The sequence below is a fragment of the Bradyrhizobium macuxiense genome (assembly GCF_007993935.1).
GTDB classification, from domain to species: Bacteria; Pseudomonadota; Alphaproteobacteria; order Rhizobiales; family Xanthobacteraceae; genus Bradyrhizobium; species Bradyrhizobium macuxiense_A.
The window spans coordinates 30,994-57,748 of the sequence record NZ_VITY01000006.1 but is presented as its reverse complement, the minus strand read 5'-3'; the positions used below and the strand labels follow the sequence as shown (position 1 = coordinate 57,748).

The following is a 26,755-nucleotide window of genomic DNA, read 5'->3' as shown; positions in this document are numbered from 1 at the left end:
GACCGAACGGTCGTTCGGATTATTATTGACGGGCGTTGAAGGCATCCGCGCAAGCGGTCGGCGAGGGAGACGGAGCGATGAACATGATGACCGGCGTCCCGCCATGGGAGCGGCTGATCCGGCCCGACCGGGTGCACGGATCGCTCTACACCGATCCCGAGATATTCGAAGCCGAGCTCAAGAACATCTGGTACCGGACCTGGGTCTATGTCGGCCACGAGAGCGAGGTGCCGAACGCCAACGACTACGTCGTCAAGTCGATCGGCCCGCAATCCGTGATCATGACACGCGACGAGCAGGGCAAGGTCAATCTGCTGCTCAACCGCTGCTCGCATCGTGGCAACCAGGTCTGCTCGTTTGAGCGCGGCAATGCGCGCTCGTTCACCTGTCCTTTCCACTCCTGGACCTTTGCCAATGACGGTCGGCTGGTCGGCTATGCCTTCCCTGACGGCTACGAGGGGCAGGACAAGGCGCAGCTCGCGCTCGGGCGGGTGACGCGCGTCGAGTCCTACCGCGGCTTCGTGTTCGGCTCGTTCGCGGCCGAAGGCCCGACCCTGAAGGAGCATCTCGGCGGCGCCGCCGAGACCATCGATCGGCTGGTGCGCACCTCGCCGGAGGGCGAAGTCGAGATATCAGCGGGCTTCCTCAAGCATCGCGTCAAGGCGAACTGGAAGTTCATCCTGGAGAACGAGTGCGACGGCTATCATCCCGCCTTCGTGCACACCTCGATCTTCGGCGTCGCCGACAGCATGATCGGAAAGCTCTATGGCGGCGCCTCGACCGCGTTGACGCGCGACTACGGTAACGGTCACACCGAGATCGACCTGCGGCCCGAGTTCCGCAAGCGCGATGCGCCGATGAGCTGGTTCGGCACCAGCGAGGAGCGGCTGCCCGATTACACCGCGCGGATGAAGACGGCCTATGGCGACAGCGCGGCGCGCGAGATCATGATCGATGGCACGCCGCATGTGATGATCTTCCCGAACCTGTTCATCGCCGAGATCCAGATGTTCGTGATCCAGCCGCTCGGCGTCGACGACAGCGTGCAACATGTCACCGCGCTGCAGTTCAAGGGCGCGCCCGATCTGAACCGCAGGCTGCGCCAGCAGACCATGGGCTCGGTCGGTCCGGCCGGCTTCCTGCTCGCGGACGATTCCGAGATGTACGAGCGCTGCCACCGCGGCGTGCTGGCGCGCAATCCGGAATGGATATTCCTCGGCCGCGGCGAGAAGCGCCAGCGGCAGGACGAGCTCGGTTTCACAGTTGGCCATGTCACCGACGAGGTGCCGTCACGCGGCATCTGGACCCATTATCGCAAGCTGATGGAGCCGGCCTGATGCTGTCACGCGAGAGCAGCGCCACATTGATGAGCGCCATCACCGCCTTCCTCTATCGCGAGGCGCGGCTGCAGGACGAGCATCAATACGAGGCCTGGGAAAAGCTCTGGACCGATGACGGCGTCTACTGGGTGCCGGCCAACGGCGCCGACATCGACCCGGAGCGGCAGATGTCGATCATCTATGACAACCGCTCGCGGATCGCGCTGCGCGTCCGGCAGCTGATGACCGGCAAGCACTTCACCCAGACGCCGCAGTCGAACCTGCGCCGGCTGATCTCCAACATCGAATTGATGGACGAGCAGCCTGATAATGGCGACATCGCGGTCGCCAGCAACAGTCTGATTTTCGAGTCGAGCCTGCGCGACGACACGCTGTGGGCGGCGCGCAACGAATACCGGCTGCGTCATGTCGATGGCGAATTGCGGATGGCCAGCAAGAAGGTCATCCTCGTCAACAACGACAAGGCGATCTACACGCTGTCATTCCTGGTTTAGGGAAGGTCTCGCCATGATCGACAAGGGCCCCGTTCTGCTCGACATCACCGACGGCATCGCGCGGTTGCGGCTCAACCGTCCCGATGCGGCCAACGGCATGAGCGCCGAGCTCTTGAGCGCGCTGTGCGACGCCATCATGGTCTGCCACGGCCATCCGGATCTGCGCGTGGTGCTGCTGAGCGGCGAGGGCACCAATTTCTGTGCGGGCGGCGATGTCCGCGCCTTTGCCTCCAAGGGCGAGAAGTTGCCGGACTATATCCGCCAGGCCACCGCCTATCTGCAGAATGCGGTGACCGGATTGCTGCGGCTGGAGGCGCCTGTCATCGCCTCGGTGCAGGGCTTTGCCGCGGGCGGCGGCGGCTTCGGTCTGGTCTGCGCCTCCGACATCGTGATCGCGGCGGAATCGGCAAAATTCCTCGCCGGTGCGACGCGGGTGGCGATGGCGCCGGATGCCGGCGTCTCGGTCACGCTGTCGCGGCTGGTCGGGTTGCGGCGGGCGATGTCGATCTTGCTCACCAATCCGGTGATCCCGGCCGCCGAAGCGTTGCAGATGGGCATCGTCACCAAGGTGGTGCCCGATGAAGAACTGGCCGACGCATCGCTGGCGCTGGCGCGCGAGCTCGCGGCCGGTGCGCCGAAGGCGCTGGCGGCGACCAAGCGGTTGGTCTGGGCCGGCACCGGTACCAGCATCGAGCAATGCCTGTCGGAAGAGGCGCGCACGGTTGCCGAACTCTCGGGAATGGCCGACGCCCGCGAAGGGCTCGCCGCCGTGATCGAACGGCGCAAGCCAGTTTTCACGGGACGCTGAGACGTGGCGGGCACCTTGCCATTCGGGCGTCTCGATGGTCGCCGGGCCTTCGTCTCCGGCGGCGCGCGCGGCATCGGTGCCGCGATTGTCCGCAGCGTTGCTGGCGCCGGCGCCAGGGTCGTGATCGCCGATCTCGATGTCGCCGCAGCCACGGAACTCGCGCGCGAGACGGGGGCTCACGTCGCAGGGCTCGACGTCAGCGATGCGGCGGCGGTGCAAACCGTGATGGCGCAGGACGGCCCGTTCGACATCGTCGTCAACAATGCCGGCATCGATCAGCACGCCTTCTTCACCGACACCAGCGCGGAGGATTGGGCGCGGCTGATCGCGGTCAATCTCACCTCGGTCTTGGCCTGCACCCATGCCGCATTGCCGGCGATGCAGGCGGCGCGCTTCGGCCGCATCATCAACGTCACCTCGGAGGCGGCGCGGCTCGGCTCCAAGGGCGGCGCGGTCTATTCGGCGGCCAAGGGCGGCGTGATCTCCTTCACCCGCAGCATCGCGCGGGAGAACGCGCGCTATGGCATCACCGCGAATGCGATCGCGCCGGGACCGATCCGTACCCCGATGCTGGAGCAGGCGGTGGCAAAGGGCGGCGACAAGATTCTGCAGGCGATGACTGGCGCGACGCTGCTCGGCCGCCTCGGCGAGCCGGAGGAGGTCGCGGCGGCCGCGCTGTTCCTGGCTTCCGACCACGCGGCCTATATCACCGGCGAGACGCTCGGCGTGTCCGGCGGCATGGGCATCGGCGGCTGATGGGTATCGCAGGCGACGATATCGCCATGACGCCGGTCGATCGTGCGATCGAGCGCCTGCGTGCGATCTATCGCGGCTGGACCCGCGAAACGTCGGTGGCGCAGATGCGCAGCGACTGGGACGAGGCCTTTGCCGACTGCCCGGTGCCGGTGACGTGCCAGCGGGTCTCCGCCGGCGGCGTCGACGGCGAGTGGCTCGTACCGTCGGACGCACCGCGCGACAAGGCGATCCTGTATTTTCACGGTGGCGGCTTCCGCATTGGCTCGGTCGCGTCGCATCGCGACCTGGCCGGGCGGATCGCGAATGCATCGGGCTGCCGCGTGCTCTCGATCAACTACCGGCTCGCGCCGGAGCATCGCTTTCCCGCCGCGTTGGACGATGCGCTGACTGCCTATCAGTACCTGTGCGATCTGGGATTACGCCCGGCGGACATTGCCTTCGCCGGGGACTCGGCCGGCGGCAATCTCGTGCTCGCTGCGATGTTGGCGGCGCGCGACCGCGGCCTGCCGCTTGCCGCGGCGGGCGCGCTGATGTCGCCCTGGACTGATCTTGCCGCGACCGGTGCAAGTTACAAGAGCAGGGCCGAGGCCGATCCGATCCATCAGCGCGCGATGATCCTGGCGCTCGCCAGGAACTATCTCGGCAAGGACGGCGATGTCGGTGATCCGCTGGCCTCGCCGCTTTATGCCGATCTCACCGGACTGCCGCCGCTGCTCGTGCAGGTCGGCGACCGCGAAACCGTGCGTGACGACTCAACGGAACTAGTTGCAAAGGCGAAGGCCGTCGGCGTCGACGTCGAACTCCAGGTCTGGGACGGCATGATCCACGTGTTCCAGATGTTCCCCGAGATTCCGCAGGCGCGAGAGGCGATCGCATCCCTTGCAGCTTTTTTGCGCAACCATCTTCACATCGGCCACGAGAGGGCGCCACAATGAACGTCATGACCTCGGATCCGCGCCAGCTTACCGAAGCCGAATTCCATTTCTCGGAGCCGCCCAATCTGCCCGAGGAGCTGCGCATGCTGCGTGAGCAGGTGCGTCGATTCGTCGAAAAGGAAGTGGTGCCGCATGCCGACGCCTGGGAGCGCGACGGCAAGATTCCGCGCGAGATCTATCGCCGGATGGGCGCGCTCGGCTTTCTCGGCATGCGCCACGCGGCCGAATATGGCGGCACGGACATGGGGCCGCTGGCCTCGATGGTGTTCGCCGAGGAGCTCGGCCGCTCGAGCTTCGGTGGCTTCACCTCGTCGATCCTCGTGCATACCGACATGTCGGCGGTGCACATCTCCTTGCGCGGCACGCCGGAGCAGAAGCAGAAGTATCTGCCGGCGATCATCCGCGGTGAGACGGTCTGCTCGATCGCGGTGACCGAGCCCGATGCCGGCTCCGATGTCGCGGGTCTGAAGACGCGCGCGCGGCGCGATGGCAATCATTGGGTGATCAACGGCGCCAAGATGTTCATCACCAACGCGGTCTATGGCGATATCCTGATCGTCGCGGCGCGCACCGATCCGCATGCCAAGGGCAGCCGCGGCATCTCGCTGTTCATCGTCGAGCGCAATACGCCCGGCATCACGGCAACCAAGCTAGACAAGCATGGCTGGCTCTGCTCGGACACCGCCGAGCTCGCCTTCCAGGATGTGCGCGTCCCGGCGGAGAATTTGCTCGGCGAGGAGAACAAGGGTTTCTATGGCATCATGGAGACGTTCCAGAATGAGCGCATCTGCATCGGCGGCATCTGCGCCGGCGAATCCGCCAAGGCGATCGAGCTGACGGCGAACTATGTGAAGACGCGGCAGGCATTCGGCGGCCCGCTCTGGAATCAGCAGGGCGTGCGGATGAAGCTTGCTCAGCTCGCCGCGAAGGCGGCTGCCGCGCGGGCGCTGGCCTATCAGGCCGCCGAGCTGGCCGCGGCCGGAAAGGAATGTCTCCGCGAAGTGTCGATGGTGAAGGCGCTGTCGCCGGAGGTGCTGCACGAGGTCGTGCATGGCTGCCTGCAACTGCATGGCGGCTCAGGCTTCATGCGCGGCACGCCGATCGAGCGCATGGTGCGCGACGCCCGGGTGCTGACGATCGGCGGTGGCGCCACCGAGGTGATGCTGGAGGAAGTTGCCAAGCGGATGTGATGCCCCGGCTTCTCAAGGCGAAGAAAGGCGGACAATGACCAATCCAGGTCTTATCGATCTCGCGCGGGCTCTCTACGCCGCGCTTCGTGTCGGTGATCGCGAAAAGCTTGGGACACTTCTGCACCCCCAGTTCGTCGGCACCATCGCGGATGGAATGCCGTTTGAGGCCGGAGGGCGTCACGACGGGCCTGATGCCATGCGTCGCGACGGCTGGGGCGTCATCGCGAGGAATTTTGTCGCCTACGCCGAACCCAACCGCTTCGAGCAAGTCGGCGATACAGGCTTGCTGGTGATGGGGCGCTATCGCGGCGAGGGCAAGCGGGGCGGTAGCACCCTTGATGCCGCATTCGCGCATTTGCTGAGCTTCGAGGATGGCCGCATCCGGGCACTTGAGCAGTACACGGACACGGAACGCTGGCATCAGGCCGCCAGCCCGTTTCATACGCTGCTGCTCGAGTTCGCAGACGGAGTTGCGACCTTGCGGCTCAACAGGCCGGAACAGGGCAACGCGATCAATGCCGAGATGGCATCCGATCTGGAAGAAGCCGCCACCCGCATCGCTGAACGGTCAGACACTCGCGCGGTGCTCATCACCGGCAATGGACCAAACTTCACGGTGGGAGGCGACGTCAATCTTTTTGCCGGGACGGCATCCGAGGAGTTGCCCAACCGGCTTCGGCGGATGATCGACGACTACCATTTGGCGCTCGATCGCCTGATGAGCATCGACGCGCCGGTGATTGCCGCGGTTCGCGGTGCGGCCGCCGGCGGCGGCCTGGGTCTCGTTCACGTCGCGGATATTGTCATCGCAGCCGACGACGCGCGGTTCGCGCTCGGCTACGGAGCGCTGGGCCTGACATCCGATGGCGGCAATACCTGGTTCCTGCCGCGGACAATCGGGCTGCGCCGTGCCCAGGAGCTCTTCCTTCTGAATCGCCGGCTGACGGCGCAGGAGGCGCTTGAGTTCGGTCTGGTGTCGCGACTCGTTGCGGCCAACCTTGTGGACACCGAGGCGGCCGACGTGGCTCGGAAAATTGCCTCCGGTCCTACCAAGGCATACGGCGCGATGCGCCGCATGCTACGGCAGTCTTTCGAGACCGATCTGTCCGACCAGCTCCGGCTGGAGAAGGACTCAATCGTCCTTGCCAGTTGCTCGGACGACGCGCGAGAGGGCATCGCCGCTTTCGCGGCGAGGCGTCGTCCGGACTTTCGCGGCAGCTAGCTCTACTCCACCGGCTTGAAGCTGAGTGTGGCCGCGTCGGCTTGCATGATCTGCAGCTTCTGGTTGGAGAAGCGGACGCCGGGGCCGAAGCTGATCGGCGCCATCACGCCGGTTTCGACATTCTTGGTCTTCTCCAGCTCCGCGATGGTGCAGGCCCAGGTCGGCTGCTTGCCGCAGCGCTCGATCGCCGCGATCAGGACCTTCGCGGCGGCATAGCCGGTCATGGTGTAGCGGTTGATGCCCTTGAATTCGGCCTCCGAGACCAGCGGCTTGGCCTTCTCCAGGAACGCCTTGCCGGCTGCGCCCGCGAACGGTTCGACATAATCGACCGCGTAGATGCCGTCGCCCGCCGGCCCCATCAGCTTAAGCACCGGCTCGATCCGGCCGGGCCAGAAGATTCCGGTCACCGGCTTGATGCTGAGCTTCTCGAGCTCCTTCATCATGGCGATGTTCTCGGCGATGATGCCGCCGGCGAGGAACACCTCGGCGCCGGAATCCTTCAGCTGCAGCATGTCGGACGAGAAGTCCTGCTGGCCCTTCTTGTAATTGCCGCTGTAGACGACATTGAGCTTCTTGGCCTTGACCACGGAATCGAAACCGTCGCGCACGGTGATGCCGTAATCGTCGTCCTGGGTGATCAGGCCCCATTTCTTGCCGGGGTTCTTGTCGGCGAGGAAATTGACGAGGTGGATAATGCCTTCCTCATAGGACTGTCCGACCACGAACACGTTCTTGCGCGGCGGCTCCCACAGGAACTTGACCGGCGCGACGTCGATCACAGTCGGGATGCCCGACTTCTCCAGTACCGGCATCACAGCGATCGACTGGCCCGAGCCGGAGATGCCGATCATCGCAAACACCTTGTCGACGTCGATCACCTTCTTGACGCCCTGGATGGTGCGCGCGGTGACGTAACCGTCGTCCTCCAGCACATATTTGATCTTGCGGCCGTTGATGCCGCCGGCGGCGTTGGCTTCCGCGATCGCGATCTTGTGGCCGATCGAGGCCGCGACGCCGAGCAGTGCCGGCGGGCCGGTCAAGGGTTCGACGTCGCCGATCAGGATCTCGGTGTCGGTGATCCCGGGATCGGCGGCTACAGCCGGGCCGATGTCAAGACAGGAAGCTGAAAGCAGCAGCGACGCTACCGCCAGGTGTTTGATCATTGTTTCCTCCTCATGGTGTCGTTTTTTTGCTTAGTAGCGCAGCGGCCAGTGCACCCAGGCCCGTTTGATGTCGTGCCAGGCGCCGAGCAGCCCCCTCGGCTGGAAGCGCAGGAACAGGATGATGACGAGGCCGTAGAGCATGCTCTTCAGCTCCTGCGCGCCGGTCGTGAAGGTCGCGTCCATCTGCGCGCTGAACAGGCTGAAGACGAGCCGTGTCGCCTCCGGCAGCAGCACGATCAGGACGGTGCCGAGCACCGCGCCGAGCGCCGAGCCGAGCCCGCCGACGATCAGGATCGCCAGCGCCTCGATCGAGAGCAGGAACGGAAAGCCCTCGACGCTGACAAAGGAGAGATAGATGCCGTACAGCGCGCCGGCGATGCCGGTGATGAAGGCCGAGGTGACGAAGGCGAACAGCTTGTAGGCATGCAAATTGATGCCCATGACGCGGGCCGCGGTGTCGTTGTCCCTGATCGCGACGAAGGCGCGGCCGACCCGGCTGCGGCGGATGTTGAGGGTGGCGAACAGCGTCAGCGCCGCGATCGCGAGGCAGAGATAGGTGAAGGCGGCATCGCTGTCGAAGCTGATTCCGAGGATTTCCGGCCGCTGCACCTGGATGCCGCGGGCGCCATTGGTGAGCCAGCGCATCTCCAGGATCACGGTGTTGATGATGAAGGAGAAGGCGAGCGTGGTGATCGCGAGATAGAGCCCCTTGAGCCGCAGCGACGGCGCGCCGACGATCAGGCTCGCCAGCGCCGGCACGATGCCGGCGCCGAGGAAGCCGACCAGCGGCGGCATGTGATACTTCGACACCAGCACCGCATAGGCATAGGCGCCGGTGACGAGGAAGCCGACATGGCCGAGCGAGATCAGGCCGGTGTAGCCGGTCAGGATGTTGAGCCCGAGCGCGCCGGTCACCGTGATCAGGATGATCATCAGGAACGACAGCGCGTAGGAGTTCAGAAGGTAGGGCGCTGCGATCAGCGCCAGCAGCAGCACGGCTGACCACAGCCACACCGGCGGCGAATCGATCAGCGCAACCAGCTCGCCATAGCTCTGCTTGTAATCGCCGGTCCGCATCACACCCTCTCGATATCGCGTTCGCCGAAAATGCCGAACGGGCGGACCATCAGCACCACGATGATCATGGCAAAGCCCGCGACCTCCTTCATGCCGGAGCCGAGATAGCCGCCCGCCAGGTTTTCGGTGATGCCGATCAGGAGGCCGCCGAGGCCGGAGCCGAGCACGGCGTCGAGCCCGCCCAGGATGGTGGCCGGAAATGCCTTCAACCCGAGCTGGAACATCGCCGGCGACAGGTCGTAGGACAGCGCGAAGAACACGCCGCCGATGCCGGCGATCACGGAGGACGCGGCCCAGGCCAGCGCATGAACTCTTGTGGCGCTGATGCCCATCAACAGCGCAGTGCGGTCGTCGGCCGCGACCGCGCGCATCGCGACGCCGACCTTGCTGTAGCGGAAGAACGCCCAGATCGCGACGAGCAGCAGAAGCAGCGTCGCGATGACGGCAAGCTGCCCGGTACGCACGCCGATGCCGCCGAGATGTACGATGCCGCGGCCCATGCCGAGTTCGAGGCCATGCGGATAGGCGTCCCAGATGAAGTTGATCGCCGAGCGCAGGATCACCGCGAGCCCGATCGTGACCATCACGGTCGCGAACACCGGCTCGCCCAGCATCGGCCGCATCACCAGCCGCTCGATGACCAGGCCGAGCACGACCGCGGCGAGGATGGCGCCAACAGCGACGACGAACACATTGCCGCTGACCGTGGTCGAGATCGTCCAGGCGATATAGGCCGTGATCATGGTCATTTCGCCCTGGGCGAAATTGACCAGCCCGGTGGATTTGTAGATCACCGCAAAGCCCATCGCGATCAGGCCGTAGATCGCGCCGATCGCGAGCCCCGAGATCAGAAGCTGCAGGAGATACTGCATTCAGCCCTCCGCCCGGTAGATGATGGCAAGCTCGCGCGCGAACTTCTTCTCGATCATGGCGCGGCGCACCTTCTGCGTGGCGGTCAATTCGCCGTCGTCGTGATCGAGTTCCTTCTCGAGGATGGCGAAGCGCCTGATGTTCTCGACCCGGGCGAAGCGCTTGTTGGTCTCACCCACGATGCGCTCGATCAGTTCGTGCACTTCCGGCAGCTGCGATAGCGACTTGTAGTTGGTGTAGGCCAGCGCCCGGTCGCGCGCCCAGCGGCCGACATTGTCGTAATCGACCTGCACGATGGCGCCGAGGTACTTTTTGGCCTCGCCGACCACGATCGCTTCCTTGATGAATTCGGAATCCTTCAGCGCATTCTCGATCTCCGACGGGGCGATGTTCTTGCCGCCGGCGGTGATGATGATCGCCTTCTTGCGGTCGACCACGGCGATCTCGCCGTTGTCGAGGATGTCGATGATGTCTCCGGTGCGCAGCCAGCCGTCTTGCTCAAGCGAGGCCGTCGAGGCCTTCTCGTCGAGGAAGTAGCCTTTGAAGACGCCGGGGTTGCGCAGCAGGATCTCGCCATCGGCATCGAGCTTCCATTCCGTCTGGGGTAACGGCACGCCGCAGCCACCGATTCGGTGGTGGCTTTCGGTTTGGATAAAGGCGACGCCGCCGCTCTCGGTGAGGCCATAGCCCTGCGACACCGGGCGGCCGATGATGTCGAAGAAGCGCAGCGTCTCGGGCGAGATCGAGGCCCCGGCGCACAGCCGGTGCCGGCTGTAGGCGAAGCCGAGATGGCGCTGCAAATTGCGGAACATCAGGAGGTAGAGAAGCCCATAGGCGCCGTGATCGAGCCAATTGGCTTTGCCGGCCTGCCGGCGGTCGGACAGCCTGCGGCCCCAGGCGAGGCAGGCCTTGGTGAAACTCTGCCGCAGCCGGCCGCTTTCGCCGAGCCGGAACAGAAAGCCTTGCTGCAGCTTCTCATAGATGCGCGGCACGCCGACAAAGAACGTCGGCGCGATCTCGCGGATGTTGATCGCGACCGTGTCGATCGATTCGGCAAAGGAGACGGTGCCGCCGAGCACGAGATGCGTGACCGTGCCGTAGCAGCGTTCGGCGACATGGCACAGCGGCAGATAGCTCACAGCCTCGAACGGCTTGTCGGCGATCCCGACGGTTTTGGCGTAGGCATAGGCGGCGTAGACGAGATTGCGATGGGTCAGCATCGCACCCTTGGGCGGACCCGTCGTGCCCGAGGTGTAGACGAGGATACAGACATCGTCGGGCGCGCCCTGGCTGATCAAACGATCGAGGATGGCGTTGGCCTCCGGAGTCTCCCGCGCATATGCCGTGCCGCGCTCGCAGAGCGCCGCGAACGACATCAGCTGCGATTGGCGGTAGTGCCGCAGGCCCTTCATGTCGATGCAGACGATGGCCTCGAGATCCGGCAGACCGCCATTGCTGGCCATCGCGTCGAGCACCTTGTCGGTCTGCTCCTGATCGCCGGTGACAACGATGCGGGCGCCGGAATGCTTGACGATATATTGCAGCTCGACCCAGGGATTGGTCGGATAGATGCCGACCGCGACCGCGCCGATCATCTGGGCGCCGAGATCGGCGTAAAACCATTCCGGGGTGTTTTCGCCGGCGATCGCGATGCGGTCACCGGGCTTGATGCCGAGCGAGAGCAGGCCGAGCGCGACCGCACGCGCGGTCTCGTAATAATGCCGCCAGGAATAGGGATTCCAGATGCCGTGGTCTTTCTCGCGCAGCGCCAGCGCCTCACCATGCATGGCGGCGCGCTGCCGCAGCAGCTGCGGGATGGTGATGGTGGCATCCGCAAGAGCCGCCTGCAGCGTGTCGGCTCCTGCCGCAGACGCGCTGCGCACGGAACTGGCGTGCAGCGGCGGATGGGTGGTGCGCAGGCTGTCCAGCGTCGACATCATGCGCCTGCCTTTGCCATCGCTTCAGCGCGCTGGCCGCCGAGATAGGCCTCCGCGACGGCCGGATCGCGCCTGATCTCGTCGGGCGTGCCCTCGGCGATCTTGCGGCCGAAATTCAGCACATGGATGCGGTCGGAAATGTCCATCACGATGCGCATCTCATGCTCGATCATCACGACGGTGATGCCGAGCTCGTCGCGGATGTCGAGCACGAAGCGCGCGATATCCTCAGTCTCCTCCTGGTTCATGCCGGAGACCATCTCGTCGAGGAGCAGCAGCTTCGGTTCGCAGGCGAGCGCGCGGGCGAGCTCGACGCGCTTCTGCTGGCCATAGGACAGGGTGCCGACGACGGCGTCCCTGATATGCTCGATCTCGAGGAATTCGATGATGTGCTCGACGCGCTGCCGGGCCGCGATCTCTTCCTTGCGGGTGCGGCCGTAGAACACCACGGCGTCGAGCACGGTCGAGCGCAGATGGGTGTGGCGGCCGGTCAGGATGTTCTCGACCACGGTGCCGTGCTTGAACAGCGCCAGATTCTGGAAGGTGCGGCCGATGCCGACGGCGGCGAATTTCCAGGGCGAGATGGTCGAAAGGTCGATGCCGTCGAAGCTGATCCGGCCGCCGCTCGGCCGCAGCACGCCCGAGATCATGTTGAACAGCGTGGTCTTGCCGGCGCCATTCGGGCCGATCACGCTGCAGATCTCGCCTCGGCTTACTTCAAGGCTGACATCGCCGACCGCCTGGAGGCCGCCGAAGCGCTTGGACAGGTTCTCGATCGCCAGCAGCGCGGTCACGACAGCCACCGCTTGCGGCGCTTGTAATGCTTGACGTCGCGCAGGCTCTTGCGGCCGGACGAGGAGACGCCGAGGTAGAATTCCTGGACGTCCTCGTTGGCGGTGAGCTTTTTGGCCGTGCCGTCGAGCACGACGCGGCCGGTCTCGAGGATGTAGCCATAGTCGGCAATGTCGAGCGCACGCTGCGCGTTCTGTTCGACCAGCAGCACCGTCATCTTCAGCTCGTCGCGCAGGCGGACGATCACTTCGTAGATGCGGTCGATGATCAGCGGCGCGAGGCCGAGTGACGGCTCGTCGAGCGCCAGCAGCACGGGATCGGTCATCAATGCGCGGCCGATCGCGAGCATCTGCTGCTCGCCGCCGGACATGTAGCCGGCGATCTGGTCGCGCCGCTCGTGCAGCCGCGGAAATAGCGCAAACACCTTGTCGCGGCGCTCGCGCGCTTCGGCGCCGGTCCTGATATAGCCGCCCATCTGCAAATTTTCGTCTGTTGTCAGCGCCGCGAATACGCGGCGGCCCTCCGGCACCTGGACGATGCCGCGGCGCACCAGTTCATCCGGCGCAAGACGATGCACCTCGTCATTGCGGAAGCGGATGCTGCCGTTCTCGATCACGCCTTCCTCGGTATAGAGGATGGCGGACATCGCCTTCAGCAGCGTCGACTTACCGGCGCCGTTGGAGCCGAGCAAAGCGACGATGCTGCCCTCGGGCACCGCGATCGAGACATCGCGGATCGCCTCGATCGCGTTGTCGTAGACGATCCGGATGTTGCGGAATTCGAGCAGGGCATCCGTCGCCGTTGCCGTGAGCGGCGCTGCCTGCGGCGTCGGATGCGGAATCGTCGTCGGCATCTTGCTCAGACCCGGCCGGCCGAGCGGCGCGAGCGCGCGGCGAGGATCGCGTCGGTGACGATCTTGGCGGTCTCGGCGCAGGCCTGGGTGCCGCCATTGCCATATTGCTTCACCGCGTCGCCGACACACCACAGGCCTTCGATGCCGGTCTCGCGCGGCAGATCGTAGCCGGCGCAGCTGCGTTGCGCCGGCCAGTCGTCGCGCATCACCCGGATCGACAGGATTTTTGCCTGGTCGAAATTCGTAAACTGCTCGCGCAGATCGTCGAGCGCGAGCTGAACTTCGGCATCGCTGTCGAAATCGCCGAGTGCCGGCACCGGCACGGCATAGGCGACGTAGAGGTGCCAGCCGGGCGGTGCCAGTTCGGGGCAGGTGGCGGAGAGGTTCGCCATGTTGCAGAGCCGGCGGGTCTTGCCGAAGGTGACGATGCCGGGATGGTTGATCAGCGGCTCGCGGCTCGCGACATTGATGACGATGTTGGCGGCCGGGCGCAGGTCGTTCTTCACCTTGGCGATGTAATCCGCCGGGAAGGCCTCGCTGCCGGCGAGCGCGACAGTGGCTTTCGGTCCGGCATTGCTGATGACGAGGTCGGTGTCGATCCGCACCCGCTCGCCGTTCCGCAGCACGGTGACGCCTTCGACCTTGCCGTTGGCGGTGTGGATCGTGGTCGCCGGCGTGCCGAGCCAGATGTCGCCATTGCGCCGGATCGCGCTGCCGAGGCTGTTCCAGACGCCGATCGTGCCTTGCGGGCAGAAGCCGAATTTCTTGAACGCGCCCTTGCTGGTGAAATAGGTGAGGAAGGCGCGGGCCGGCAGCTCGGCGGCGTTGCAGGCGAAGATCGCCGCGCAGAGGTTGCGGAACAGCGCATGCACCGTGGCGTTGCTGGTGTAGCCCTTCAGCCAGTCCTCGGTCGATTGCCGCCCGTCGGGAAGATTGCCGGAGCGGGCATCGGCGAATTTCTCCAGGATGCGCGAGGCCTGTTTCGTGAGCTGCCCGAGCAGCAGCGACCAGCCGCCGCGGCCGACATCGATCACCTTGCCGTCGATGAAGAACGAACTCGCGGGCTCCGGCGCACGGATGTCGAGCGGCGCGCCGACGGTGTGGAAGGTCTCCTCGAACACGCCGCCGAACTCGATCGCGATCGCGCCGATATTGACCTTGAAGCCGTCGATCTCCTCGGTCGAGGCGCGGCCGCCCAGCCGGTCCTTGTCGTCGACGACGAGCGTATGCAGCCCGCCATGGGCGAGGCGCGCCGCGGCGCACAGCCCGCCGGCGCCGGCTCCGATCACGACAGCATCGATCCTCTGAGTTTCCACGCGCAGCCTCCCTCGATGCCGCCGGGTTGGTCTCGGCGTGCGCAATCCGCTTGCTTGATGACGGGCAGTCTAATATAATCCGACCGGTCGTTCAAATTATTTTTTGACGCAGGTCAAAGCCCGACGCGAACGGTCGAACAGTTCTGGTGGATGGTGCCCGCAAAGGGGAGGAGGGCGCGGAGCCGCAGTAGTATAGAGAGACGGCGGCTGCCCGATTCCGGCGGCGCCGATGGTGGACGAGAGAGACAGGTATGGCGCGGACGCGCTCAGAAAATTACGACGAGATCCAGCGGGGCATTCTCACCACCGCCTGCGGCCTGTTCGCACGGCAAGGCTATATGCGTGCCTCGATCGCCGACCTTGCCGATGCCTGCAAGCTGTCGCGCGGCGCGCTGTATCATTATTTCGATTCGAAGGAAGCGATCCTGTTCGCGATCCTCGATGCCCATATCCGCGAGATGATCGCCGATGTCGAGGTCGCGATGGCCGGCAAGGCGACGGTGCTGGAGCAGTTCCGCGCTGCGATCCAGGCCATCGTCGCGCTCAATGCGCGCTCGAGCGACGAGCAGCGCGTGATCCTCAACGACCTCTCGTTCCTGGGCGAGACCGAGCAGGACGCGATCAAGGCGCTGGAGCGCCAGATCGTCGACACGGTCTCGGATCTTCTGGTCAAGCTCGACAAGGAAGGCAAGATCGTCAAGCGGACCAAGAAGATCTACAGCATGATGCTGTTCGGCATCCTGAACTTCAGCCATACCTGGTACGACCCCAAGGGCGGCATCGACCCTGGCGAGTTCGCCGACATGGTGGTGGACCTGTTCCTGTACGGTTTCACCATGCCGGTGCCGGCGAAGGATGCCGCGCGGCCGCTGCGCCAGCGCGCTTGAGCTGGCGCGTTTTCGAGCGGCAGCGTTACTTCTGCAGGATGTGCACGTAACAGACCGCGCCGACGCCCACCATATGCGCCAGCCCGGTCCGCGCGCCGCCATGCTGGCGCGGGCCGGCTTCCCCACGGAGTTGCATCACGATCTCGCCGATCTGGCCGATCCCGGTCGGGCCGATCGGATGTCCCATCGCGATCAGGCCGCCGGAAGGATTGATCGCGCATTGCCCGCCGATATCGAGCGCTCCCTCCTTCAGCATGCGAACGCCGTGCCCCTCGGGGCAGAGTCCGATGCTCTCGATGTAGTGCAACTCCTCGACCGTAAAGGCGTCGTGCAGCTCGATGATGTCGATATCTTTCGGCGCCAGCTTGGCCTGCGCCAATGCGAGATCCGCGGTCTCCTTGGTGAGCGCCGCGTCGAAGCCGGCGCCGGGCGGATAGACCCGCTCGCTGCGGCCGACCGACGCCGTGGTGCGGATGGCGCGGCCGGCGTCGATGCCTAGCCTGCGAATGCCGTCTTCGGATGCGACGATGACCGCCGCGGCGCCTTCGCCGATCGGCGTGCATTGCAGTGCCGTCAGCGATCCGGACACCCGCTTGCCGCCGAGCACCTCGTCGAGCGTGCGCTCCTGCTGCCGCTGCGCGTTCGGATTCTTGGCGCCATTGTGATGGTTCTTCACGGCGACCCGCGCGATGTCCTCGGCCGAGGCGTTGTGGCGGACTGCGTATTCATTGGTCAGCAGCGCGAAATGGGTGAAGGGGACGACGGCGTCTTCGGCAAGGTGTCCGATGCCGGTGTCCGAGCGCCGCACCGGGTTGCGCTTGTCGACGCCGACCGCCAGCGCAACGTCGGAGATGCCGCTGGCGACTTCGATGCAGGCGTGGCGGAACGCGGTCGATCCGGAGGCCGACGCATTCTCGACATGCATCAGCGGTGCACCGGTCGCGCCGAGATGGCGCAGCATCGGCCGGCCCGACGCCATGCCGAGCAGCGCGGTCGCGACATAGCTCGATTCCACCGCGGGCCATTCGATGCGCGCATCTGCAAGCGCTGAGCGGATCGCGGTGAGGCCGAGCTCCACATAAGGTGTCTCGCTCGGGTTCTGATAGCGATGCCAGCCGATGCCGACGACGTAGACCGGCCGCAGTTCGTTGAGTGATCGTGTCATGGCGAAGCTCCGGATCGGTCAGGGTGCGATGCTGAAGCGGAGATCGAGCACGGTCTCGCCGCTCTCGCCTTGTCCGACCGGGGCGAGCCGGCCGGTCACGCGCTGGCCCGGCACAACCGGTGCGCTGTCATCGGCCAGCAGGGTGCGGATCACAGGCCCGTCGTCGAGCGCAACCTTGACGATGGTGAAGGGGGCCGGGCGGTTCTTGTCGGCATGCAAGTGAACGGTCGCTTCCGCAAGCAGCGTTCCGTTGGCCGGTAGCTCGCAGGGCGTCAGCGCATCGCCATGGCTGCCGCAGCGCTCGCAGCCATAGGTCTGCATCGGGAAGAACACGTATCCGCAGCGGCACCGGCCGCCCTTGAGGCGGACCGTCGCCCCATCTCGATCGCTCGACCCCTCGGAATACAGGCCTGGTTTCAACAGCTTGTTCGGTTGCATGGTTTCCTCCAAAGAAACTTGTTGACTGACCAACAAACATCATTCTAGCTTGAATGCAAGCAAGAAGTGGCCGCACGGCAAAGGGAGCGAAGCTGAATGGCACGAGCAGTTCGACGCGCGCAGGAGCCGCGGGATGACGCACCGGCGTCACGGCGGACGCAGGTCGAGCGCCGCGACGAGGCGGAGCGGCGGATCCTTGAAGCCGCCGCGCTGATCGTCGCCGAAAACGGGCTTGAGGCGATCACCCTGGCGGAGGCCGGCGCGCGCGCCGGCTACAGCCGCGGGCTGCCGTCGCACTATTTCAAGACCAAGGCGGACCTGCTGTCGGCGCTCGGCGCCTACATCATCGATTCATTCATCACCGACCGCCGCGCCGCCTCGCCGGAACTGACCGGCTATGACGGCCTGATCGCGTCGTTCAAATACTACTTCGTGATGCCGGCGCGGACGCCTGTCATGGCGCGCGCGTTTCACGCTGTGCTGGCGGGCGCGCTCACCGTGCCGCCGATCACGGCGACGGTTGCCAAGCTCAACCGCGAGACGAGAGGCGAGATCGCTGCCGGCCTCAGGGCGGGGATCGCCGCAGGCCGGTTGCGCGCCGACATCGATCCGGAGACCGAGAGCGCGCTGATCCTCGCTGGCCTGCGCGGATCTGTGGCGCAGTGGCTGGTCGATCCGGAGGGCGTCGATCTCGAGGCCATCAGCGCGCGCTTCGTTGCCACGGTCGAAGGAAGGCTGGCGAAATGAGCATTCTGCCTAACAGCGTCGAGTATTGGGCGGCCAATCGCCCCGATGATGTCGCCTTCATCGAAGGCGATCGCCGGATGACGTGGTCGCAGCTCAACGATGCGGCAAACCGTGTGGCGCATGGCCTGGCGGCCCGCGGCGTCGTCTCCGGCGACATCGTCGTGCTGCGGACCCAGATCCGGATCGAGTGGCCGATCCTGAGCGAAGCGATCGGCAAGCTGCGCTGCTCGCTGCTCGGCCTGAACTGGCGGCTGACGCCGTCGGAGACGCAGTATGTGCTGTCCAACAGCGGCGCCCAGGTCGTCGTCTGCGACGATGAGGATCCAGCTGCGCTAAAGCCCGCATTCGAGGGCCTGCCGATCAAGCTCGCTGTCTCGATCGGCGCGGCATCGCCCGGCTTCGTCGCATTCTCCGAACTGCTCGAGGCGTCTGCCGAACCGGCGCTGCATTCAACCGGCCGGCCGCCGCTGATCCTTTACACCTCGGGCACCACCGGCCTGCCCAAGGGCGTGGTCTCGGTGCTGCAGCCGGGTGTGCAGATGGATGCCCGCACCAGCGAATATCTCTCCGACGTGGCATCGACCCGGCGCGGCCAGCCGGGCGGGGTGTCGCTGCTGACGCTGCCGCTGCATCACGGCGCAGGCCCCTCCCAGGTCTGGGGCGCGATCCAGCTCGGCAATCCGACCGTCATGATGCGCCGTTTCGATCCCGAAGCCGCGCTTCGCCTGATCGCGCAGCATGGCGTCACCAACTGGACCGGCGTCCCCACCATGTACAAGCGTCTCGCGGCGCTGCCGAAGGACGTGCTCGATACCTACGACGTGTCGTCGATCCGCGCGCTCTCGGTCGGCGCGGCTCCGGTGCCCTATGAACTCAAGCGCTGGATCATCCGCACTTTCGGTGGCGGTGTTCTCGGCGAAGGCTACGGCGCGACCGAGGTCGGCATGATCAGCTTCCTGCCGCCTGAGATGCAGGAGCTTAAGCCGGGCTCGAGCGGCCGTCCGCACAAGCATGTCGACATCTCGATTCGCGATACCGAGGGGCGCGAGCTACCGCGCAACCGGTCCGGCGAGATCTGGATCAGGACGCCGGTGACGATCCGCTCCTACCTCAACGGCAAGCCGCTCGGAGCCGACACGCGCGACGACGATGGATATTTCCGCGTCGGCGATGTCGGGATGCTCGACGACGACGGCTATCTGTTCATCACCGATCGCGCCAAGGACATGATCATTGCCGGCGGCGTCAACATCTATCCGGCCGAGATCGAGGCTGCGATCCTCCGGCATCCCGATGTGCAGGACGTCGCCGTCATCGGCATCCCCGACGACGAGTTCGGCGAGCAGGTCAAGGCGTTCTGCGAGCTGAAGCCCGGCCACGAAACCGACGAGGCCGCGATCCTCGCGTTCTGCCGCGACCATCTCGCTTCGTACAAGCGGCCCAAGACGCTGTCGATCGTCGATGAACTGCCACGCAACACCATGGGCAAGCTGCTCAAGCGCGAACTGCGCGAGCCCTACTGGAAGGGACGGGAGAGAAACGTATGAGTGATATCCTTGATTTGAACGGCAAGGTGACCCTGATCACCGGTGCGGGCCAGGGCGTCGGGCGCCAGATCGCGCTGCATTTCGCCGCGCACAATGCGGCCGGCATTGTCGTTAACGATTACTTCCTTGAGCGCGCCGAGCAGGTCGCGCGCGAAATCAACGCCGCTGGCGGCAAGGCGATCGCGGCGCAGGCCGACGTCACCGATCTCGCCTCGGTGAAGGCGATGATCGGCAAGGCCGAGCAGGCTTTCGGCCCGATCGACGTGCTCGTCAACAATGCCGGCAATGCCGGCGCGACCCCCGATCCCGACGCGCGCAAGCCGTTTTGGGAGACCGGCCCTGAGGTCTGGAACAGCTTCATCGGCGTCAATCTCTACGGGGTCATCAACTGCGCCTCGGCCTGCATTCCGCAGATGATCGAGCGCAAGGGCGGCCGCATCGTCACCATCATCTCGGATGCCGGGCGTGCCGGCGAAGCGGGCCTCGAGGTTTATTCAGGTGCGAAGGCGGGTGCCGCGGGCTTCACGCGCGCAGTCGCGCGATCGCTCGGCCGCCACAACATCACGGCGAACTGCGTGGCGATTGCCGCGACCCTGACGCCTGCGATCGAGGCGCGGCTGAAGGCCAATCCCGAGATGCAGAAGAAGATGATGGAGAAGTACGTCATCCGCCGCCCCGGCCTGCCGTCTGACGTCGCCAACATGGTGCTGTTCCTCGCCTCCGATGCGAGCGCGTGGATCACCGGCCAGACCTATCCGGTCAATGGCGGCTTTACCTTCGCATTGTGAGGCGCAGCGATGAGCACTGAGAACGAACAGGTCGTTCTGACCGAACGGCGCGGCCACATCCTCGTCGTCACCCTGAATCGTCCGGAGGCGCGCAATGCGTGCAATCTTGCGCTCGCGCGCGGCATCTCCGACGCGATGGACCTGCTTGACGCGGAGGATGCGCTGTTCGTCGGCGTCATCACCGGCGCGGGCGGCAATTTCTCGGCCGGCGCCGATCTCAAGGCGGTGGCGCGCGGCGAACGCGGTGTCACCGAACGCGGCGGCTTCGGATTGTTTCGGCGGCCGCCGCGCAAGCCGCTGATCGCGGCTGTCGAGGGCTATGCCGTCGGCGGCGGGCTCGAACTTTGCCTGTCATGCGACCTGATCGTCGCCGCGCGTGACGCCAAGATGGGCCTGCCGGAAGTCAGGCACAATGTCGTCGCCGTCGGCGGCGGCCTGTTCCGCTTGCCGAAGCGGATTCCCTATCACGTCGCCATGGAGCTGGCGCTGACCGGGCAGTTCAAGAGCGCGGAGTATTTCGAGCGCCTTGGCCTCGTGAACCGGCTCGTCGAACCCGGGCAGGCGCTCGAGGCCGCGATTGCCTTCGGCAACGAGATCCTGGTCAACGGCCCGACGGCGCTGGCCGCCTCGAAGGAGATCGTCTTCCAGGCCGCGAACTGGACCGACGAAGCGGGATGGACCGCGCAGGCGCCGATCGCGGAACGCGCCTTCAACTCCGAGGATCGCGTCGAGGGTCTGAAGGCGTTCGCCGAGAAGCGTAAGCCGGTGTGGAAGGGGCGCTGATCATGCAGGTCGCTGCCCGCCGGAGCGTGCTTCCAGCTGCGATCGCGCAGCGGCTTCGGCTGCCGCTGATCGCAGCGCCGATGCTGCGTGTCTCCGGCGTCGATCTCGTCACCGCGGTCTGCCGTTCCGGTGCGATCGGCGCATTTCCGACCGCGAACGCGCGCTCCGTCGAGGAGCTCGATGCCTGGCTCACCCAGATCGAGCGCGGTGTCGCCGAACTCGGCCGCCCGGCCGCACCGCATTGTCCGAACCTCATCATCCGCCAGCCGCGCTTCAAGGACGATCTCGCCTGCCTCGTCCGGCACAAGGTCGAGATGGTCATCACCAGCGTCGGCTCGCCGGCCGCGGCGGTTCAGCCGCTGCACGATGTCGGCTGTCTCGTGTTCGCGGACATCGCCTCGCTGCGGCATGCGGAGAAGGCGATCGAGGCGGGCGCCGACGGTTTGATCCTGCTCACCGCGGGCGCCGGCGGGCAAACCGGCTGGGCCAATCCGTTCGCCTTCGTGCGCGCAGTGCGCGCCATGTTCGACGGTCCGGTCGTGCTCGCGGGCGGTGTGACCGACGGCACCGCGCTCGCCGCGGCGCGGCTGCTCGGCTGCGATCTTGCCTATATGGGAACGCGCTTCATCGCGGCGCGCGAGAGCATGGCGAGCGATGCCTATCGGAGGATGCTGGTCGACAGCACGCTCGACGACATCATGCTGACCAGGGCTTTCACCGGACTCGACGCCAGCATGCTGCGGCCCTCGATCGTCGCTGCAGGCCTCGATCCTGCAAATCTCGACGAGTCCGTGTCGGAGGCGCGTGCGCGCGAAAAGTTCGGCGGCAAGAGCGACGCGGAAGGACCACGGCGCTGGATCGAGGTCTGGAGCGCCGGGCATTCGGTCTCCGGCGTCAATGCGGTGACGGGAGCGGCCGCCATCGTCGACGAGATCGCCGCGCAATATCAACTGGCATTCGAAAGAGGCGCTGCCTAAAGCGCCCGATCCAACGGAGGAAACCCATGATGACGATCAGCCGTCGAACGCTGCTCGGGACGATGGCGGGCGGGCTCGCGGCGTCGATTGGCGGCAAGGCATTTGCCGGAGGATCATACGATCCCGGTGCGAGCGACCAGGAAATCCGCATCGGCCAGTTCGGACCGCTCAGCGGCCCGGTGTCGTCGTTCGGTGTGCTCGCCAATGCGATGGATGCCTATTTCCGCATGCTGAACGAGGCCGGCGGCATCAATGGCCGCATGATCAAGTTCATCAACTATGACGACGCCTACAGCCCGCCGAAATCGGTCGAAGCGGCACGGCGTCTGGTCGAGGGCGACGAGGTGCTGTTCATCGCCGGCGCGATGGGAACGCCGGGCAACATCGCCGTGCAGAAATATTTGAACGTGCGAAAGGTCCCGCAGCTGTTCCTGGCGGCAGCCGCCAGCAAGCTGTCGGATCCGGCCACCAATCCGTGGACCATGGTCGGCGGATCGACCTACGAGATCGAAGGAGGCGTCGTCGGCCGTTACATCGCCGGCTCAACGCCCAATGCGAAGATCGGCGTGCTGTACCAGAACGACGATGCCGGCAAGGCAACGCTGTCAGGACTGAAGGCGGGATTGGGCGCGAAGACCGCGCAGATCGTCTCCGAGCTGAACTATTCGGTCGGCGATCCCACCATCGATTCCCAGATCGTCCAGATGAAGTTGTCCGGCGCCGACGTGGTGTTCCTCATCACCATCCCGAAGATGGCGAGCCAGGCGCTGCGCAAGATGGCCGCGCTCGCGTGGCGGCCGCAGATGTTCCTCGGCGCCGGCAACGCCTCGGTGCGCGCGACGCTGAAGCCGGCGGGTTTCGAGATCGCCCAGGGCATTCTCGCCTTCGCGACCCGGATGGACCCCGGCAATCCGCTCTGGGCCGAGACGCCGGACATGAAGCAGTACATGGCGTTCCTCGACCGCTACGTCCCCAATGCTGACCGCGCGGACGACCTCTATGCGATCGGCTACACCGCGGCGGCAACTGCCGCTCACGTCGTTAGCCAATGCGGCGACCAACTGACCCGCGCCAACATCCTGCACCAGGCGACCAACCTGAAGAACTTCGCCGCGCCGCTGCTGATTCCCGGCATCGCTCTCAACACCACGCCGAGCGACTATGTGCCGATCAAGCAGTTTCAGCTGATGCGGTTCAAGGGCGAGGCCTATGAGAAGGTCGGCGAGCTGCTCACTGCGGCCTGACCGATCACGTCGTCTGCACGTCCTTGTGATGGATGGGAGGCGTGCCGCGCGTAACACGCGCGCGGCGCGCTGCGTAGTCATGCCACGAACGCCGCAACAGCGGCCGATGCTGGCATCGCAGCAAGGGAAGCAACATCCGCATGAATCTGTCGTTCAACATCGCCGAACGGGGCGAGGGGTCTTTTGGTCTGCTCGCGATCCTGCGCTGGGTCATGGTGGTGATCTTCGTGTCGTTCGGCATGCAGAAGTTCACGCTGCAGTCGGCGCAAGGCATCGTGCAGTTCATCAGCAACAGCCCGTTCGTCTCGTGGCTGTCGGTGTTCGGCCTCCGCGGCGAGGCCTATGTGCTTGGCGTGACCGAGCTCGGCATCGCGGTGCTGCTGGCTGCCGGCGCTTTCAGCCCGATCCTGTCGGCGATCGGTGCGCTGATGGGCGTGATCACCTTTGCGGTGACCTGGTCGTTCTTCTTCACGACACCCGGGGTGGTGAAATGGACCCTGTCGACCGACCCGATGGCCTGGAACCTGGCCGGCGAGTTCCTGTTCAAGGACATCGTGCTGCTCTGCGTCTGCCTCGTGCTGCTGCTGGCGTCGCTGCCGCGGTCGATCGTCCGGTCGCGGAGCGGATAGCCGCTGCCTTGGTTAACGGGCGCTGAATCGATGGTATCTCGCTCCGCCCCAAACGCGCCCGTTTTGAACCGTTCGACCGAAATCCTCGTCCCGTTGCTCGAATGCGAGGGACCAGTGCAACCGTCGATTGACCTATTGTTGCTATGAGAAATCTCCCGAAACTGGGGGATAAACGTGACCGCCCTTGAACTGTCGACAGCGAGCTCGGCTTCATCAGCCGTGCGCCATCGGATCCTGCCGATCCTGTTCTTCTTCTCCGGAATTCCCGCACTCGTATACCAGCTCACCTGGCAGCGAAGCCTGTTCCGCATTTTCGGGGTCAATACGGAATCCGTCACCATCGTCGTGACCGCGTTCATGCTGGGCCTGGGGCTCGGCAGCCTTGCCGGCGGATGGATCACGCGGCGCCGTGTCGTGCAGCCTCTGCTGCTGCTCGGCGTCATCGAGCTGCTCACTGCTGTGTTCGGCGTCGTCTCGCTCGCGATCTTCGAATGGATCGGAGACCTCGCGCTCGAATGGTCGTTGCCGGCCATCGGCGCCGTCAATCTGTCGCTGGTGCTGATCCCGACGCTTCTGATGGGCGCCACGCTGCCGATCCTGGTCTCGCACCTGGTACGAACGTCGGGACAGACGGCCCATTCGGTCGGCCTTCTCTATTACGTCAACACGCTGGGCGCCTCGGCCGCCTGCCTGCTTTGCGCCATCGTCATCTTTCCCCATCTCGGGATGCACGCGGCGGTCACCATCGCGGCGGGGATCAATGTCGCGGTCGCCGCCGGTGCGTTCATCGCCCATTATCGCCGCAAGGAGTTGGACGACGCGAGCATCGTTCCGCAACACCTGCGAACGGCGCCGCCGATCCTCTCAATGCCGTTCGTGATGCTGCTTGCCGCCGTCGGCGGCTTCGTCTCGCTGTCCTATGAGATCTTTCTGTTTCGGACCGTGTCCTTTGCCTCGGGATCGAGCTCGATGGCGTTTGCCTTCGTGCTCTGCGGCTTTCTGGCGGGCGTTGCCGGTGGCGCGTACAACACGGCGCAGGTCTGTGCGCGGCTTTCCCCAGCGGATGCAATGGGTGAGGCTGCCAAGGGCCTGATCTGGGCCAATGCCGCGGGCGCGGCCTTTCTGCCGCTCGCGAACCAGTCCGCCGGAATGGGTCTCGGATTCATCCTGATCGTGCTCGCCGGGATCTACCTGATCGCGCGGCAGTGGGGCGCGCTGCTGCCGTTCCTGTCGCATTTCGGCATCGCGGCCGATGATCGAGCTGGCATGCAGACGGCGCTGCTCTACAGCGCGAACATTGCCGGATGCGCCATCGGTGCCGTCGTCACCGGCTTCGTGCTGACGAATTACCTCGGTCTGCAGCAGATCAGCATGTTGCTGCTGGGGATCGGCACCCTGTGCTCGTTGCTGTTGATCTACAGGTCGACATCCGCCGCTGGCGTACGGGCGCGGGCGGCGGCGACTGCCATTGCCATTCTGTGTGCCGGAACGCTCGTTGCTCCGCTGCTGTCGCGGCATCTGTTCGAAAACCTCCAGACCCATACGAATTCCGGTCAGACGTTCGCCAGCGTGGTCGAGAACCGGAGCGGAGTGATTACCGTCGACGCCGATGGCGTCGTCTATGGCAACGGCATGTATGACGGCCGCTTCAACACCGGCCTGAAGTCCGACCGCAACGGCGTGATCCGCGCCTATGCGCTCAGCCTGTTTCACCCGGCGCCGCGCGACGTGCTGATCATCGGGCTTGCGTCCGGTTCGTGGGCCCAGGTCATTGCCAACAATCCGGCGGTCGAATCGCTCACCATCGTCGAGATCAATCCGGGCTACACCCAGCTGATTGCGGAGCGGCCCGAGGTGCAATCGCTGCTGCACAATCCCAAGGTCACCATCATCGCGGATGACGGACGCCGTTGGTTGCGCCGCCATCCGGGACGGCAGTTCGATGCGGTCATCTCCAACACGACCTGGAATTTCCGCGCCAACGCGACCAACCTGCTCTCGGTCGAGTTTCTCGAGCTGGTCCGCGGCCATCTCAATCCCGGCGGTATCGTGTTCTACAACACGACGTCATCGCGACGGATACAGAAGACGGCATGCACCGTGTTTCCCCATGGCGCGCGATTCACCAACCACATGGTGGCATCGAATGCGCCGCTTGACTGGAACTATGCACGCTGGCGGGCGGTCCTGGAGGCCTACACGATCGACGGGAAGCGTCAGTTCAATCCGACCGACAAGGCCGACCGTGATTTCCTCGACGAGCTGATGAACGAGTTCCGCCTCGACGGCGAGATGGTCGAGCAGTGTCCGACCCTGCTGTCGAGGACGACCGATCAGGTTCTCGTCACCGACGACAACATGGGAACCGAGTGGCGTTACTATCTCGGTCTGGAGTAGCGGCATCCAGGTGCGCGCGACCGCGAACGCGCCACCGGGAACCTGGAACTCGGAGCCTGGAACCGGACAATTCGTCGCAGGCGGGCATGTCTTGTCAATCGAATCCCATCGGCCTATGCAACCGTTGATTGACGAATTGTTGCTAGTAAGAAACGGTCCCCAGTTGGGAGCGGAATGTGACGAAGTCAGGCATATCGGTGGTCCACCCGGCAGACGCCGGTATTGCGTTTCCGTCCAAGCACATTCGCTGCATTTTTAAGGATTCCGCTTTTTTTAATTCCATTGCAGTTCCCGCACCGTGGCTGGAGTGGGAGGGCGGTCGCGATCGCGGTTTCCGGTAGTGACCCCTGGAACAGCGATCGGGCCGCCCCTTCCCCGGCCGGGACAGGTAACGGTGACA

At 65.1% G+C, this 26,755-nt stretch carries 25 protein-coding genes; 16 read left to right on the top strand and 9 right to left on the bottom strand.

The genetic code is table 11. From position 1 onward, the window contains the following. Window positions 1-77: 77 nt before the first annotated feature. From FBZ93_RS17215 to FBZ93_RS17185, 7 genes are read left to right on the top strand one after another with little or no spacing between them, the layout of a single operon-like run. Window positions 78-1,337, top strand: a complete 1,260-nt coding sequence (locus FBZ93_RS17215) for an aromatic ring-hydroxylating oxygenase subunit alpha (RefSeq protein ID WP_146987105.1) — start codon at window positions 78-80, stop codon at window positions 1,335-1,337. Then, entirely contained in the window at window positions 1,337-1,834 is a 498-nt protein-coding gene (locus FBZ93_RS17210) for an aromatic-ring-hydroxylating dioxygenase subunit beta (RefSeq protein WP_050425761.1), read from the top strand. The genes FBZ93_RS17215 and FBZ93_RS17210 overlap by 1 nt, the downstream gene beginning before the upstream one ends. Window positions 1,835-1,847: 13 nt before the next feature. After that, on the top strand, window positions 1,848-2,642 hold the full coding sequence (locus tag FBZ93_RS17205) for an enoyl-CoA hydratase/isomerase family protein (RefSeq protein WP_146987104.1): 795 nt from the start codon (window positions 1,848-1,850) through the stop codon (window positions 2,640-2,642). A gap of 3 nt (window positions 2,643-2,645) precedes the next feature. Further along, entirely contained in the window at window positions 2,646-3,398 is a 753-nt protein-coding gene (locus FBZ93_RS17200) for an SDR family NAD(P)-dependent oxidoreductase (RefSeq protein WP_146987103.1), read from the top strand. Beyond that, window positions 3,398-4,333, top strand: a complete 936-nt coding sequence (locus tag FBZ93_RS17195) for an alpha/beta hydrolase (protein ID WP_146987102.1) — start codon at window positions 3,398-3,400, stop codon at window positions 4,331-4,333. The genes FBZ93_RS17200 and FBZ93_RS17195 overlap by 1 nt, the downstream gene beginning before the upstream one ends. Beyond that, the gene (locus FBZ93_RS17190; protein WP_146987101.1) at window positions 4,330-5,523 is read left to right on the top strand and encodes an acyl-CoA dehydrogenase family protein; all 1,194 of its coding nucleotides are present in this window, start codon (window positions 4,330-4,332) and stop codon (window positions 5,521-5,523) included. The genes FBZ93_RS17195 and FBZ93_RS17190 overlap by 4 nt, the downstream gene beginning before the upstream one ends. Window positions 5,524-5,557: 34 nt before the next feature. Further along, on the top strand, window positions 5,558-6,745 hold the full coding sequence (locus tag FBZ93_RS17185; RefSeq protein ID WP_146987100.1) for an enoyl-CoA hydratase-related protein: 1,188 nt from the start codon (window positions 5,558-5,560) through the stop codon (window positions 6,743-6,745). A gap of 2 nt (window positions 6,746-6,747) precedes the next feature. Here FBZ93_RS17185 and FBZ93_RS17180 read toward each other — a convergent pair whose 3' ends face one another. Genes FBZ93_RS17180 through FBZ93_RS17150 form a run of 7 tightly spaced genes read right to left on the bottom strand, consistent with a single transcriptional unit; the run spans window position 6,748 to window position 14,753 of the window. After that, a complete protein-coding gene (locus tag FBZ93_RS17180; protein ID WP_146987099.1) occupies window positions 6,748-7,908 on the bottom strand; it encodes an ABC transporter substrate-binding protein in 1,161 nt (386 codons plus the stop codon). Between the two features lie 30 nt (window positions 7,909-7,938). Beyond that, a complete protein-coding gene (locus tag FBZ93_RS17175) occupies window positions 7,939-8,985 on the bottom strand; it encodes a branched-chain amino acid ABC transporter permease (protein WP_146987098.1) in 1,047 nt (348 codons plus the stop codon). Further along, window positions 8,985-9,857: a branched-chain amino acid ABC transporter permease gene (locus FBZ93_RS17170; protein ID WP_146987097.1), complete on the bottom strand. Its 873-nt coding sequence runs from the start codon at window positions 9,855-9,857 to the stop codon at window positions 8,985-8,987. Before FBZ93_RS17170 ends, FBZ93_RS17175 begins: the two co-directional genes overlap by 1 nt. Next, window positions 9,858-11,792: an AMP-dependent synthetase/ligase gene (locus tag FBZ93_RS17165; protein WP_146987096.1), complete on the bottom strand. Its 1,935-nt coding sequence runs from the start codon at window positions 11,790-11,792 to the stop codon at window positions 9,858-9,860. Continuing rightward, a complete protein-coding gene (locus tag FBZ93_RS17160; RefSeq protein WP_146987095.1) occupies window positions 11,792-12,586 on the bottom strand; it encodes an ABC transporter ATP-binding protein in 795 nt (264 codons plus the stop codon). The genes FBZ93_RS17165 and FBZ93_RS17160 overlap by 1 nt, the downstream gene beginning before the upstream one ends. Beyond that, the gene (locus tag FBZ93_RS17155) at window positions 12,583-13,437 is read right to left on the bottom strand and encodes an ABC transporter ATP-binding protein (protein ID WP_146987094.1); all 855 of its coding nucleotides are present in this window, start codon (window positions 13,435-13,437) and stop codon (window positions 12,583-12,585) included. The genes FBZ93_RS17160 and FBZ93_RS17155 overlap by 4 nt, the downstream gene beginning before the upstream one ends. A 5-nt stretch (window positions 13,438-13,442) precedes the next feature. After that, window positions 13,443-14,753, bottom strand: a complete 1,311-nt coding sequence (locus tag FBZ93_RS17150; RefSeq protein WP_246667527.1) for a phytoene desaturase family protein — start codon at window positions 14,751-14,753, stop codon at window positions 13,443-13,445. 251 nt (window positions 14,754-15,004) lie between these two features. Here FBZ93_RS17150 and FBZ93_RS17145 point away from each other — a divergent pair, with 251 nt between their 5' ends. Next, complete coding sequence (locus FBZ93_RS17145; RefSeq protein WP_146987093.1) at window positions 15,005-15,640, top strand: TetR/AcrR family transcriptional regulator; 636 nt, start codon at window positions 15,005-15,007, stop codon at window positions 15,638-15,640. Window positions 15,641-15,665: 25 nt separating this feature from the next. On the opposite strand, the gene FBZ93_RS17140 is transcribed toward FBZ93_RS17145, so the two are convergent. Both FBZ93_RS17140 and FBZ93_RS17135 read right to left on the bottom strand, forming a co-directional pair. Next, complete coding sequence (locus FBZ93_RS17140; protein ID WP_146987092.1) at window positions 15,666-16,805, bottom strand: thiolase family protein; 1,140 nt, start codon at window positions 16,803-16,805, stop codon at window positions 15,666-15,668. A gap of 18 nt (window positions 16,806-16,823) precedes the next feature. Beyond that, on the bottom strand, window positions 16,824-17,243 hold the full coding sequence (locus tag FBZ93_RS17135; RefSeq protein WP_146987091.1) for a Zn-ribbon domain-containing OB-fold protein: 420 nt from the start codon (window positions 17,241-17,243) through the stop codon (window positions 16,824-16,826). A 96-nt stretch (window positions 17,244-17,339) separates the two neighbouring features. Here FBZ93_RS17135 and FBZ93_RS17130 point away from each other — a divergent pair, with 96 nt between their 5' ends. From FBZ93_RS17130 to FBZ93_RS17095, 8 genes are all read left to right on the top strand, one after another. Further along, window positions 17,340-17,990 carry a TetR/AcrR family transcriptional regulator gene (locus FBZ93_RS17130; RefSeq protein ID WP_146987090.1) on the top strand — a complete coding sequence of 217 codons (651 nt, stop codon included), beginning with the start codon at window positions 17,340-17,342 and terminating at the stop codon, window positions 17,988-17,990. Next, on the top strand, window positions 17,987-19,537 hold the full coding sequence (locus FBZ93_RS17125) for a class I adenylate-forming enzyme family protein (protein WP_146987089.1): 1,551 nt from the start codon (window positions 17,987-17,989) through the stop codon (window positions 19,535-19,537). Before FBZ93_RS17130 ends, FBZ93_RS17125 begins: the two co-directional genes overlap by 4 nt. Then, window positions 19,534-20,325 (top strand): SDR family NAD(P)-dependent oxidoreductase, encoded by a 792-nt coding sequence (locus FBZ93_RS17120; RefSeq protein ID WP_146987088.1) that lies wholly within the window; start codon window positions 19,534-19,536, stop codon window positions 20,323-20,325. Before FBZ93_RS17125 ends, FBZ93_RS17120 begins: the two co-directional genes overlap by 4 nt. A 9-nt stretch (window positions 20,326-20,334) precedes the next feature. Continuing rightward, entirely contained in the window at window positions 20,335-21,108 is a 774-nt protein-coding gene (locus FBZ93_RS17115) for a crotonase/enoyl-CoA hydratase family protein (RefSeq protein WP_146987087.1), read from the top strand. Window positions 21,109-21,110: 2 nt separating this feature from the next. Further along, the gene (locus FBZ93_RS17110; RefSeq protein WP_246667526.1) at window positions 21,111-22,085 is read left to right on the top strand and encodes an NAD(P)H-dependent flavin oxidoreductase; all 975 of its coding nucleotides are present in this window, start codon (window positions 21,111-21,113) and stop codon (window positions 22,083-22,085) included. A gap of 29 nt (window positions 22,086-22,114) precedes the next feature. Further along, the gene (locus tag FBZ93_RS17105) at window positions 22,115-23,329 is read left to right on the top strand and encodes an ABC transporter substrate-binding protein (RefSeq protein ID WP_246667525.1); all 1,215 of its coding nucleotides are present in this window, start codon (window positions 22,115-22,117) and stop codon (window positions 23,327-23,329) included. Between the two features lie 140 nt (window positions 23,330-23,469). Beyond that, window positions 23,470-23,958 carry a DUF417 family protein gene (locus FBZ93_RS17100; protein ID WP_146987086.1) on the top strand — a complete coding sequence of 163 codons (489 nt, stop codon included), beginning with the start codon at window positions 23,470-23,472 and terminating at the stop codon, window positions 23,956-23,958. Window positions 23,959-24,132: 174 nt separating this feature from the next. Continuing rightward, window positions 24,133-26,355 (top strand): fused MFS/spermidine synthase, encoded by a 2,223-nt coding sequence (locus tag FBZ93_RS17095; protein ID WP_208764023.1) that lies wholly within the window; start codon window positions 24,133-24,135, stop codon window positions 26,353-26,355. Window positions 26,356-26,755 lie beyond the last annotated feature (400 nt).